The organism is Psychrobacter sp. Ps3 (assembly GCF_022129275.1).
Lineage (GTDB): Bacteria > Pseudomonadota > Gammaproteobacteria > Pseudomonadales > Moraxellaceae > Psychrobacter > Psychrobacter submarinus.
The window spans coordinates 1-12,739 of the sequence record NZ_JADQAL010000052.1 but is presented as its reverse complement, the minus strand read 5'-3'; the positions used below and the strand labels follow the sequence as shown (position 1 = coordinate 12,739).

Genomic DNA, 12,739 nt, shown 5'->3' with positions numbered 1-12,739 from the left:
CTGCAAATCGCCTAAAAAATAGTCTCTGTCAGTGCCAAGGTCGAATGTTCAACACAACCTAAACAAAAAAAGGACGCTTAATTACGTCCTTTTTCATATTAGATACCTCACACTAAACATCAAAGCTCAGCTTAGCTCGTTTTTACGTCATCAATCCACTGACCATAGCCTTCTGCTTCCATATCCGCTAAAGGAATAAAGCGCATCGCCGCTGAGTTCATACAATAGCGCTTGCCCGTTGGCGCAGGACCGTCATTAAAGACATGGCCGACGTGTGAATCTGCATAGCGACTACGAATCTCGGTCCGAGTTGAGAAAAACCCTTTGTCTTCTTTTTCAATGACCATCTCTGGGTTCAGCGGCCGCGTAAAGCTTGGCCAACCAGTCCCAGACTTATACTGATCGCGAGAAGAATATAGCGGCTCACCTGAAACCACATCAACGTATAATCCGGGCTCTTTATTATCCCAATACTCATTATTAAAAGCGCGCTCAGTACCGTCCTCTTGCGTAACTTTATACTGTATATCACTTAAAGACTGCTTGAGCTCTTCCTTGCTAGGCTTAACAAATGACGCAGGATTAAAGCCTGAGTTTGCAGTTGTCGTTGAGCTCATTGTCTGGGTATTAGTTATAGTGACTTCGCTATCTTTGGGCTTAAACTGACTAAAATCTAGCTCATAGTCCTTGCCGTAGACGCTCTCGATAAACTGATAGCGACCTGAATTAAAGGTATAAGCCTTATAACGTAGTGGATTTTTCTTATAGTAGTCCTGATGATACTCTTCAGCAGGATAAAAAGTACTCGCCGGTACGATCTCTATCACTACTGGCTTATCGTACACACCGGAGGCTTGCAGATCTTTTTTAGCCGCTTCTGCTATTTGTTTCTCTTTTTGGTTATGATAAAAAATAGCCGGACGATACTGCGTGCCTCTATCGACAAACTGACCTTGATCGTCAGTAGGGTCAGCGATACGCCATAAGGCTTGTACGATACCATTGTAGGTTATCTTAGTAGGATCATAATAGACCTGAGCAGCTTCAGTATGCCCTGTGCCTCCCGCTGATACCGCATTATAGGTTGGGTTATCAGTCTGTCCACCACTATAGCCTGAGACAACTTCTACAACGCCAGGGATCTTTTCATAACCAGCCTCTACGCACCAAAAACAACCACCCGCTACCGTCGCTACTGCTAGATTGGGATCTGTAGGGGCATAAGGATTGTCAGCATCAGGGTTTTTTATACTAGTGCTGTTTTCTGTGGAGGCGCAGCCTGCTAACAGAGCGCTACTGGCTAATACCGCCATACTCATAACTTTAATTTGGCGTTGAAAACTCATAAAACGCTCCTAACCGTTTTGTTTGCTACCTTCTTTGAATACTATAGCCTTATTACACTATAGTAACGCTCAAGCATGACAAAAATACTTTATTCTTGTTATATATTTATTATTTATAGTTTCTACATAGTCAACGACTTCGATTCACATCTATTAAATGACTGAAAAGCGTTAGCTTTCAATAGAAAAAGAGCCTATTACCTTACGGTGATAGACTCTAGTTATACTAATAACCAATAGTTTTAAATAATATCGACCATAAGGTCAGTTAAGCGCTTTTTTTATCTTGAGTATCATTATTGGGTCGATCTTCACTCGCGGTTTGAATTTTTTGTAAGATCTTCTTGATACCCGCCGGTGGCATATAAGTGGGTACTGCATAAGTATCGCTGACTTCTTTGGCAGCAGCTTTGGCAATATCGTCATAATCTGTCTTTTTCATACCTTTGACGGTAGGATCAATGCCGACAGTTTCGATAAGCTCACGGACTTGCTCGATAAAGTAATTGGCCAGCTCTTTTTCGGTTTTAGTCGCTTGAGCGCTTTCAACGATGCCTGTTTTTCTAGCGAGTTTCGCCAATCTTTTCTCTGATCCTTTACGGTTGACCTCTAACACATAAGGCAAAACGATTGCGTTAGCGCGGCCGTGAGGGATACTGTAATGCGCGCCCAATTGGTGAGCGATCGCATGCACATAACCTAAACCAGCTTTATTAAAGGCGATACCGCCATAATGTGCAGCTATCCCCATCTCTTCGCGAGCCTGCAGGTCTTCCCCATTTTCATAGGCGATTGGCAGATACTGCATCACCGCTTTGGTGGCAGAAGCGGCATAATAGTCGGTCTCAACGCTAGCATTAGCGCTCATCCACGCCTCTAAGGCATGAGTCAAAACGTCAATACCAGTATCCGCAGTGATATGCTTAGGCATCCCTTTCATAATCACAGGATCGATAGCGGCGGCTAATGGAATCATTTTAGGATCGATTGATAGCGCTTTTTGATGCGTGTCGTTGTCCGATACTACTGCGCCAAGCGTCGCTTCTGAACCGGTACCGGCAGTCGTTGGAATACAGTACAGCGGCACTCCTTTCTTTCTTGCCTTAAGGATACCGATAAGCTTTTGCGGCTTACAGTTATTGCCTTGTGACATTGCGATCATCTTCGCTGCATCAATAACTGAGCCGCCGCCAATAGCGATTATCGCATCGCACTTAGCGTTGACCGTTTGGCTTAGACCTTCTTCTACGACGGCAAAAGTAGGGTCTGGAGTGATGCCATCATAAACCTGATAGCGGATATTATGCTGATCTAAATAGTCAGTAACTTTGGCCGGGATACCAAGCTTATTGAGTACGGCATCGGTTACGATAAAGACGTTAGTGCCGCCTTCATTGATGACCATATCGCACAGCTCATTACAAGCGTCTTCACCGACGAATAACAAAGGTCTAGGTAGCGGAATAAGGTGCGAGAATACTTTTAGTGCTTTAGCACGCGTTTTTGCGACAGCTAAGTAGCCGGCATGTTGTAATTTGTCGTTGTTCATGAGTTTTGCAAGAGGAGAGTTTGTAGCAGGCATAGAAATATCCTTTTCAATAATGCGGCGGTAAATAAAACAAACACCAAACGACTGTTTGTATGAATTGTACCACTGTCATTTTATATATATTGCGATAATTATGAACTCATATGTTCTAGTCAATATTTAGTCGTGGCAGCGTCTAAACTTTGGTAATCATCATGAGCGCATAACAGTCGATATTAAGCATCAAAAACAAATAAACAATAACTAGAGCTCAGCACAGAGGTCTTGCTTGCCAAACTTTCTTTTAATAACAGATGGTATTAACAGATGGTCTTTATCCTATATAACACTGGCCTGCAATAAGCGCTGAGAATACCGATGCTGCGGATGGTTAAATAGCTCCTCTGTTGCACCTGCCTCTACGCAAACGCCTTGTTTGAGTACCATAGTATACTGACACAGCGCCCGCACGACTTTTAGGTCATGGCTGATAAACACATAGCTGATATTAAACTTAGCTTGTATCTCGCGTAGTAGCGTCACAACCGTCACTTGCGTGGTGCTATCAAGCGCTGAGGTCGGCTCATCTAATATCAGCAGCTTTGGCCGCATCACAAGCGCTCTTGCCAACGCGACCCGCTGGCGCTGACCACCCGATAACTCATGCGGATAACGATGAACAAAATCAGCGGGTAGATGCACTGTCTTGAGACTCTCTAACACAGCCTGCTGACGCGCAGCCTGAGTGACGCCTTGCACCAGCAACCCCTCTTCGACCACCTGCATCACCGTCATACGCGGATTAATACTAGCAAAAGGATCTTGAAAGACCATTTGAATCTGCGAGCGAAACTGACGTAATTCGCTATTACTCAAGGCGAAAAGATCCTGACCGTCGATGAGCACTTGTCCGCGCACGCGCGCTTGATTGCTCAGTAGTTTGCTCAGCGCCAAGGCAATAGTGGTCTTACCAGACCCCGACTCGCCAACGATACCCAAAGCTTGACCAGCTGATAAGCTCAGGTCGACTGATTTTACTGCTTCGAACCAGCGCTTAGTGCCGCCAAATAGGTTTTTTTCTATCGGAAAATCCACTTGTAGCTTATTGACTACTAAGACTCGCTCGTCAGTGGCGGTTTCATTGGTAATCGTTAGCGCTGACCCAAAATTTTGCTGCATCAGTGTGCGAGTATAGTCCGCTTTTGGCTGCGCAAAGATAGCAGCAGTTTTGCCTTGTTCAATCGTCTGACCTTGGCGCATAACGATAATCTCATCGCTATAGCGTTTGACTAAATTTAGGTCATGGCTGATCAAAATCATCGCCATATCTCGCTCAGACTTTAGGCTATTTAGTAGTGCTAATATCTCGTGCTGCAAAGTCACATCAAGCGCGGTAGTTGGCTCATCAGCAATCAAAATGTCAGGCTGCTGTGCTAATGCCATCGCAATCATCACCCGCTGGCGCTGACCGCCTGATAGCTCGTGCGGATAGCGGTTGAGCTTATCAATAGGATCAGTGATATTTACATCTTCTAACAGCTGGATAGTATGCTTGCGCCACTGCGGCTTTGCGATACCGTTTAGGCGCAGCGATTCGGCGATTTGCTTGGCGACGGTATGTAGCGGATTCAGCGCAGTCATCGGCTCTTGAAATATCATGCCGATGCGCTGACCACGAATGGATCTGAGCGCTCTGTTTTGCGCCTTATCTTTACCTTGGTTATTGGTAATGGGTAGCTGCGTTCTTCCATCGAGCAAGACCTGGCCACTGACGCTTAGGCTATTTGGCAGTAATCCTAACAGTGCTAGGCTGGCGATTGATTTGCCTGAGCCCGACTCACCAACGATAGCGAGCGTCTGGCTTTGATGCAGCTGATAAGATAAATTATCGACTAATATGGCTTTGTTATCCGCCGTGATAGTCATATCTGTAACGCTTAGAACACATGGGTTTTGCTTAGTATCATCAATCATATCAGCTGCGCCTTGGGTCAAAGGCATCACGTAACGCTTCGCCAATAAAGATAAGCAAGGATAAAATAAAGGTTAAACTAAAGAACCCTGATAGCGCAAGCCAAGGCGCATCGAGATTGTTTTTGCCTTGTACCATCAGCTCCCCTAATGACGGTGAGCCGGGCGGTAATCCGTAACCTAAGAAATCAAGCGCAGTCAGTGCAATGATATTGGCGGTTAAGATAAACGGCAACTGCGAAAGACTGGAGGCTAAAGCGTTAGGCAAGATATGTTTGCGCATGATTTGGCTGTCAGAGACCCCTAAATTACGCGCCGCCCGTACATAATCAAAATTACGCGCCCGCAAAAACTCAGCACGCACCAAACCGACCAAACCCATCCAACCAAACAATAACATCAAAGCAAACAGCACATAGACACTAGGGCTAAACAGGCTGACCAAAATGATAATCATAAATAGCTGCGGCATCCCGCCCCACACTTCCATAAAGCGCTGACCTGCTAGATCTACCCAGCCGCCATAGTAGCCTTGAATTGCGCCGACGATAATGCCTATTAGTGCTCCAGCTAAAGTCAACGCTATACCGAATAACAGAGAAACCCGCATACCATAGAGAATGCGCGCGAGCACATCGCGCCCTTGATCGTCAGTGCCGAGCCAGTTCTGAGCGTTAGGTGCAGCAGGATAAGGAAGACCCAATTCTACATTTGGCGTCTGATCGGCAAAAGGAATAATCGGCATCACATAAAAGCCTTTGTCCTCAATCAGCGCCTGTACCGCAGGATCTTTATAGTTAGCTTCAGTCTCAAATACACCGCCAAAAGTAGTCTCAGGATAAGCTGTCAATACAGGCACATAGTAGTCACCGTCATAACTGACCAGTAGTGGTTTGTCATTGGCAATAACATTAGCAGCCATACAGAGGATGAACACTAAGCTGAAAATAATAAGAGAGATTAAACCTAAGCGATTACTACGAAAGCGATCGAGCCGCGCCTGCCAAATCGGATTTAGGCGTTTGGCTTTTGATTTAGTTAAAGCAGGTGGCGGCGTAGCAGTAGAATAATTAGACATTAGCGACCCTCAAAATCAATACGAGGGTCTATCAGATGATAGCTCAGATCACTGATAAGCTGTAATAATAAACCAAGTAAAGTAAAGATAAACAGCGTACCAAATATCACTGGATAGTCGCGCTGCTGAATGGCTTCAAAGCCAAGCAGGCCCAGTCCATCAAGTTTAAAGATAATCTCAATAAGAAAGTTACCGGCAAAGAAAATACCGACGATAGCGGCCGGAATACCAGCTATGACAATCAGCATAGCATTACGAAAGACATGCCCGTAAAGCACTTGACGATCCCCTAAGCCTTTAGCGCGTGCGGTCAACACGTACTGCTTGCTCAGCTCCTCTAAAAAGCTAAATTTAGTCAAGTAAGTCAAACCGGCAAAGCCGCCGACGGTACTCGCTAGTAAAGGTAAAGCTAAATGCCAAAAGTAATCTTTTATTTTACCTAAAGTGCTCAGCTGATCGAAATTCTCTGAGGTCAGCCCTTGTAGCGGAAAGATATTAAAGTAACTACCGCCCGCAAAAAACACCAGTAATATTACCGCAAATACAAATACCGGAATCGCGTGACCAACTGCTAATAGCATCGCTGTCGCTTTATCTACCGCCGAGCCGTGATGCATAGCTTTATAAACCCCCAATGGTATGGCAATCATATAGATCAGCAGTGTGCTCCACAGTCCTAAGGAGATGGAAACAGGGAGTTTTTCGATAATGAGGTCAGTTACCGTCTGCCCTTTAAAGAACGACTCGCCAAAATCTAATTGAGCATAGTTTTTTAGCATAATCCAAAAGCGCTCAGGCGCGGATTTATCAAAGCCATATTGCGCATTAATCGCAGCGACCATCTCCTCCGATAATCCGCGCGTACCTTGATAAGTGCTGGTATTACCGCCAGAGCCGCCTGCGCCTACGCCTACGCTACTATTAACCGCGCTATCTTTTGCGCCTTGTTCAATCAAAGCCAGTTGCTGCTCGACAGGACCACCAGGTGCGGCCTGTACAATCACAAAGTTCGCCAATAAAATCAAGAAAAGCGTCGGTAATATCAGTAGTAGTCTCTTTAAGATATAACGACCCATGATGACGACTTCCTTGCAAAGGTAAAATAGCAGACAACAGTCAGCGGACAAGTGAGGTAAGAGGTAGTGCTATGCGAGTGTTAGAAGTTATCCTTAAGCTCTCGTAGCGCTGTAAACACCGTTAAGCGCTCTTCATTGTCAATATTCGTTTTGGCTTTTACGCCTGCAATGACGCTAGGCTCATGCGCTCGCAAAAACACATTGACCTCGCGTTCATGCTCCAAAGTGACTGGTAGCGTACATAGTCCTTGCTGCGTCTGACTCTCTGCTCGCTCTAAAGCTTGCTGCATCGCCATATTACCCGGCTCAATAGACAGCCCAAAACGCAGATTGTTAGCCGTATATTCATGGGCAGGATACAATAACGTATCGGCAGGCAGACTGTTTAGTCGTTTGAAACTCTCGTAAAGCTGCTCGATAGTACCGGTAAAGACACGACCGCAGCCTGCGCTAAACAGCGTATCACCGCAAAAGCAGTGCTTTTGACCGTCGATATCCAACACATAAGCCATGTGACTTGCCGTATGCCCGGGGATATCCCAGACTTGTGCTGAGCAGCCCCAAGCACTGACCGTGCTGCCGTCTTTTATCGTTTGATCTTCCTCAACGCCATGCTCGCTATGGCCGACGATATGCGTCATCGGGAAGTGCTCTTGTAGCTCCATTACGCCGCCGACATGATCAAAGTGATGATGCGTGGTCCAGATAGAGGTCATCTCTAAGTCATGCTCTTCCATATAGTCCGCGACAGGCTGCGCTTGGCCGGGATCAATAACGATAGCTTGTTTATTATTTTTATTAATTAATGTCCAAATATAATTATCGTTAAATGCTTTTATTGGAATAATTTGAATACTCATATCGAACCCTTATTGGTTAACACTGGTTTTACGTATTGATCTTAAATGTGCGCTTATATGACTGTTATTCACGGTTAATTGAGGTTTATCGTCTTAGCTTACCGCTTTCACTTGGAGCTGAATTTAGCGTTTTAAATAATCATTAACTTTCGCTTCCGCCTTTTTGTCCACCCACCAGTAGTCGATACCAACCGCATTGGTCGGCAAAGTCGTATGGTGATACTGATTCCAGTACGCCACATTAGTGCCAGATTTGCCGTATAGTGGGACTAAATAGTGACCTGCGCGCAGTAAGCGATCGAGCACTTTGGTATAAAGCACAATCTCCTCACGACTCTCAGCATCGCCAAGGGCTTCTATGACTGTATCTATCGCCGAGTTTTTGATGCCGATCGTATTGCGATTACCGACTTCATCAGCAGCCGCGCTGCCCCAAAAGGCGGCTTGCTCCGCGCCCGGTGATAAGCTTTGCGCGAACACATCGGTCGTCATATCATAATCATAACGACGCGTGCGCTCATAGTACTGCGGCCCGTCGACTTGACGCAGATTTGCCGCAAATCCTAAGCGCTCAATATTACGAATATAAGGCAGCAGTACTCGGCCTAGCGTATCGCCTGTCATCAAAATCTCAATTTGCGCGCGCTCGCCATTTGGCTGATACAGCTGCATGTCTTGATAATAAAATCCAGCATCGAGTAGTAACTGCCTTGCCTTGAGTAAACTCTCCCGGTTAAAGCCGTTACCATCGCTCTTAGGTAGCTGCCAATCTCTAAGCACTCCTTGACGCTGCCTAGGCTCTAGATCACTGAGTAGTGGCGTCAGTACTGCCATCTCATCAGCAGCTGGCGTACCAGTCGCCGCCAGCTCTGAGCCATAAAAAAAACTCTGCAAGCGCTCATACTGGCCATGAAATAAAGTCTTGTTCATCCATTCAAAGTCATATGCTAGACTGAGCGCTTCACGGACGCGAATATCTTGAAACAAAGGCCTGCGCATATTCATCACGAGCCCCTGCATCGGTACAGGGTTTTGACTACTTATCGACTCTTTGACAATCATTCCCGCTTTTACGGCAGGGAAGTTATAGCCTGTTGCCCAATTCGAGGCTTTGTTTTCGGGACGAAAGCGATATTGTCCAGACTTAAAGCCTTCAAAGGCAATCTCATCGCTTTGATAATAGACGAACTTAATCATATCGAAGTTATAGCGGCCGCGATTTACCGCCAGATCACGGCCCCAATAATTTGGATCGCGCACATAGCTGACCGAACGCCCCGCCTCGACACGGCCTAATTTATATGGGCCACTGCCCATCAAAGGCGTTAAGCTTATCTTTTCAAAATCGGCATCAATGGAGGATTTGGCAAAGATAGGGAACTGGCCAACGGTTAGCAAAATCTCTTTGTTATCACTGGAGGTAAAGACGAACTTCACTTTATGTTTATCAAGGATTTGTACTTCTTTAATATCGCCTAAATAGCTGCGAATATACATCGGGCCTTTGCTGAGTATCGCCTCATAAGTCGCTTTAACATCACTGCTAGTGACTGGCGTACCATCCCAAAACTTGGCTTTAGGATTGAGATGATAAATGATCCAGCTGGCATCATCAGTATCGTAAGTCACGCCTGTGGCCAGCTGCGGATACATGGTAAAGGCTTCGTTCAGTGAGCCAGTCATCAAGGTATCGTACAGATAATCCGTGCCGACCATTGCCACGCCCGTCGTCATCCACTTATTGGCCGCGTTAAAAGTGCCGCGAGCATCGAGCGATAGCGTACCACCCTTTGGCGCATCAGGGTTGGCGTACGGCATGTATGGGGTGTCGATGTATTCAGCGCTACTATTATGTCCAAGCGCTGACGTGGTAACCACCTCGGCTTGACTGCTAGAGGCGTAGCAAAGCAGTAGGCTCAAAGTAGCGGCCTTATAAGACTTGTATAATATAGCTTGTATCGGAGCGTTATTGATCATAGCTTGTCTATCATTATGGGCGCTATCGGCGCTTTTTATCAAAGCAGACTTTTACAGTAGCCTAATTCTAGCGGTGATGCGAAATCTAATCATACCAAACTTCGCTTTTTTAACCTAATCAAAAGCGTAGATGTGTTTTGCTACTTTTTAAATATCGCCCTTAAAAATAATTTCAGTACCTTCTATACTCGCTTAGCTACTCCCGCTCAGCTATTCCCACTTAGAAAAAAACGCCACTTATTCAGCGGCGTCTTTTGATTATAGCTATTTTTGCCGGCAAGGGGCGATACAGCAATTAGGCATACTTTTTTTCAAAATCCTGCATAAAGTCAACAAGCTGCTCTACCCACTCAAGCGATACCGCGTTATAGATACTAGCGCGCATACCGCCGACGTCGCGATGGCCCTTTAGATGTAGCAAGCCTGCTTTTTCTGACTCTTCTAAAAACACTTTATCTAAGCTATCATCTGCCAAGGTAAAAGGCACGTTCATAATCGAGCGATATTGTTTGGCAACCGGATTATTATAAAAATCACTATCATCGATTGTCTGGTATAGCAAATCCGCCTTTTGCTGATTGATTTTGCCGATAGCTTCAACGCCGCCTTGCTCTTCTAACCAGTCGAATACTAGACCCGCTAGATACCATGAATACGTCGCTGGCGTGTTAGACATCGACTCTTTTTCAGCCTGATGCGTATAGTTCATCAGCAGCGGGCACCAATCGCTGGCTTGGTTTAGTAAATCTTCACGGATAATGACGATAACAAGACCTGCTGGACCGATGTTTTTTTGTGCGCCGGCGTAAATCATACCAAATTTGGAGACATCAATCGGCTGCGATAAAATATTTGATGACATATCTACGATGAGCGGCACATCAACCTTTGGCGGCTCAAATATTTGCAAGCCATGAATGGTCTCATTGGCGCAGTAATGAAAATACTTGGCATCATCACTTAGGTTCCACTCATCAGACGCAGGTACGTCCGTAAAATTGCTTTGTTTGCCACTAGCGACCACATTAACCTCACCAAGACCTAGCTTAGCGTAGCGCTTAGCTTCTTTAATGGCCTTATCTGACCACGTCCCAGTCGAGAGATAATCAGCGCGGCCATTGTTTAATAGGTTTAGAGGAATAGCCGAGAACTGCAGGCTTGCGCCGCCCTGCAAAAACAGCACTTTATAATTATCAGGTATGTCCATCAGCGAGCGTAATTTACTTTCCGCTTTTTCAGTGATAGCGATATATTCTTTACTACGGTGGCTGACCTCCATCACCGAGACACCGCGACCCTGCCAATCGAGCATCTCGCTTTGCGCACGCTGTAGAACCTCAGTAGGAATAGTAGCAGGGCCTGCAGAAAAGTTGGGAGTTCGATGTGGAGCAGTATGTTCAGACATAATAAGAATTCCAAGCAGTAACAAAGAAATAGAGAAAAAGTTAAGTATAAATTTTAGAACCGCGTAAAGCTATTTTGAGCTAAATGATATAGCAATCAAAAACAATGAATTAATTGGAGATCTGCTGCCAAAACTCCCGCTTAAGTAGACTGTCTTTAAGCATCGTCTCTAAGCTAGGCGTCGTCGCAAATTTAGGATGAGACAAACCGTCGGGCAAAGCGGTCAATACAGCCACCTGAATATCTTCACTCTGTGCAATCTTGAAAATATAACCAGCAAGGCTAGCATTGGCCAGCTCAGCGGTGTCCATACCCGCACATATCGGAAATGAGCTCGTCTCACAGTCTAGTGATAAGGCCTGAGTGATGTTTTGCCAGAGCTTTTGACTGTCATTATCGAGCGCCTGAATATCAACTAGCAGTACCCAGTCCCCATAACGAGCGCCTTGCAAATCAAAGGGCGCTATTTTCTCAGAGGTAGCAGGGGCTAAGTTAAGAGTATGGCTAGCAGTATCAACTTGCTCAGTACTAGCTGATTCAGAGAAGCTATTTAAATTGTTAAAGTTGTAAGACTTGTTGCTAGCATTTGAACTTTCATTATTATTAGCAACATCAACATCAAAGCTGTCATTATCGAAGCTATTCATTTTTACGTGATCAGTAGCTAATACTTCATCATCTGAAGCAACTGGCGCAGTCGCAGTGTGTCTATCTATTGGATCACCACCTCGCACCTCTGGTCTAACTTGTTCGTCTGATACCGGCTGCTGCCCAGTTAATGAATCGGGTGCTTGTATATCACCTGCGCTCTCAGTGATATCGCTTATTTTTAGCGTTGGTGAGTCTGGCCGCACCCATTGTCCGATACCCATCATCGCCAGAATCTGTCGCTGCTGAGCTTGCTGCTGGCGAGCTAAAAGCTCTGAGCTTTGACGCTGCTCAGTAGGTAATGAAGTCGTTTGGCTCTCACTCATTTAGATGGTTTACCCTACTCATTTAGACTCAATATCGTAGCTTTTAAGCGAGCAGGATGCAAGCTACTCACCTAGCTATTTTATTAGTTACTGATGGCGCTGACCCAAAATTTTGACCCAAAAAAAACCCTCTAGCAGGGCAGGTAAATCGAACAGCAAATCAATAACAGTTAAATTTTAGACAAAAAAAAGCGACTCCATCAGCACATCCTCGGCACACAATGAATCTAATACCGTTGCTACCTTCCGGTCCTGGCGGGGTTCATAGAACACTGTTGCGAGGCTACCAATGGAGCCACCAGTTGCAAATTATACTTACTTTTTTCTATTTTACAACCCCTAACGCTACAAACGATAGCTTTTCACGCCAAAGTTAACTGGGCTTAGATATTATCGCCATTTTTAACGCTGCTAGAAAGCAGTAAGGTTGTGACAAAACACTTATATTATTTATTATCAGATTTGTTATGTTAGGGCGTGTTGAACATTCACAAATGCGCACTGCTGATAGCTAAAATAGTTCTA

The 12,739-nt window shown here is 45.3% G+C and carries 9 protein-coding genes and 1 other RNA gene; all 10 read right to left on the bottom strand.

Going from position 1 to position 12,739, the window contains the following annotated elements:
- Positions 1-131: 131 nt before the first annotated feature.
- A complete protein-coding gene (msrB, locus tag I3248_RS11480) occupies positions 132-1,346 on the bottom strand; it encodes a peptide-methionine (R)-S-oxide reductase MsrB (protein WP_238063877.1) in 1,215 nt (404 codons plus the stop codon).
- Positions 1,347-1,614: 268 nt separating this feature from the next.
- Entirely contained in the window at positions 1,615-2,928 is a 1,314-nt protein-coding gene (locus tag I3248_RS11475) for an iron-containing alcohol dehydrogenase (protein WP_238063875.1), read from the bottom strand.
- Positions 2,929-3,213: 285 nt separating this feature from the next.
- A complete protein-coding gene (locus I3248_RS11470; protein WP_238063873.1) occupies positions 3,214-4,848 on the bottom strand; it encodes a dipeptide ABC transporter ATP-binding protein in 1,635 nt (544 codons plus the stop codon).
- Position 4,849: 1 nt separating this feature from the next.
- Complete coding sequence (locus I3248_RS11465) at positions 4,850-5,923, bottom strand: ABC transporter permease (RefSeq protein WP_025646850.1); 1,074 nt, start codon at positions 5,921-5,923, stop codon at positions 4,850-4,852.
- The gene (gene yejB / locus I3248_RS11460; RefSeq protein WP_238063867.1) at positions 5,923-6,999 is read right to left on the bottom strand and encodes a microcin C ABC transporter permease YejB; all 1,077 of its coding nucleotides are present in this window, start codon (positions 6,997-6,999) and stop codon (positions 5,923-5,925) included. Before yejB ends, I3248_RS11465 begins: the two co-directional genes overlap by 1 nt.
- An 80-nt stretch (positions 7,000-7,079) precedes the next feature.
- Positions 7,080-7,859, bottom strand: a complete 780-nt coding sequence (gene gloB, locus I3248_RS11455) for a hydroxyacylglutathione hydrolase (RefSeq protein WP_201559566.1) — start codon at positions 7,857-7,859, stop codon at positions 7,080-7,082.
- A 123-nt stretch (positions 7,860-7,982) separates the two neighbouring features.
- Positions 7,983-9,836: an extracellular solute-binding protein gene (locus tag I3248_RS11450; protein ID WP_238063866.1), complete on the bottom strand. Its 1,854-nt coding sequence runs from the start codon at positions 9,834-9,836 to the stop codon at positions 7,983-7,985.
- 295 nt (positions 9,837-10,131) lie between these two features.
- Positions 10,132-11,241, bottom strand: coding sequence for a 3-phosphoserine/phosphohydroxythreonine transaminase (serC, locus tag I3248_RS11445; RefSeq protein ID WP_238063865.1), 1,110 nt, complete (start codon positions 11,239-11,241; stop codon positions 10,132-10,134).
- Positions 11,242-11,350: 109 nt separating this feature from the next.
- A complete protein-coding gene (locus I3248_RS11440; RefSeq protein ID WP_238063864.1) occupies positions 11,351-12,214 on the bottom strand; it encodes a hypothetical protein in 864 nt (287 codons plus the stop codon).
- Between the two features lie 195 nt (positions 12,215-12,409).
- Positions 12,410-12,506, bottom strand: an RNA gene (gene ffs / locus I3248_RS11435) — signal recognition particle sRNA small type.
- Positions 12,507-12,739: the final 233 nt, after the last annotated feature.

Bases quoted from the DNA above. Each gene is read 5' to 3' on its own strand.
- msrB (WP_238063877.1), bottom strand. From the start codon at position 1,346: ATGAGTTTTCAACGCCAAATTAAAGTTATGAGTATGGCGGTATTAGCC.
- I3248_RS11475 (WP_238063875.1), bottom strand. From the start codon at position 2,928: ATGCCTGCTACAAACTCTCCTCTTGCAAAACTCATGAACAACGACAAA.
- I3248_RS11470 (WP_238063873.1), bottom strand. From the start codon at position 4,848: ATGATTGATGATACTAAGCAAAACCCATGTGTTCTAAGCGTTACAGAT.
- I3248_RS11465 (WP_025646850.1), bottom strand. From the start codon at position 5,923: ATGTCTAATTATTCTACTGCTACGCCGCCACCTGCTTTAACTAAATCA.
- yejB (WP_238063867.1), bottom strand. From the start codon at position 6,999: ATGGGTCGTTATATCTTAAAGAGACTACTACTGATATTACCGACGCTT.
- gloB (WP_201559566.1), bottom strand. From the start codon at position 7,859: ATGAGTATTCAAATTATTCCAATAAAAGCATTTAACGATAATTATATT.
- I3248_RS11450 (WP_238063866.1), bottom strand. From the start codon at position 9,836: ATGATCAATAACGCTCCGATACAAGCTATATTATACAAGTCTTATAAG.
- serC (WP_238063865.1), bottom strand. From the start codon at position 11,241: ATGTCTGAACATACTGCTCCACATCGAACTCCCAACTTTTCTGCAGGC.
- I3248_RS11440 (WP_238063864.1), bottom strand. From the start codon at position 12,214: ATGAGTGAGAGCCAAACGACTTCATTACCTACTGAGCAGCGTCAAAGC.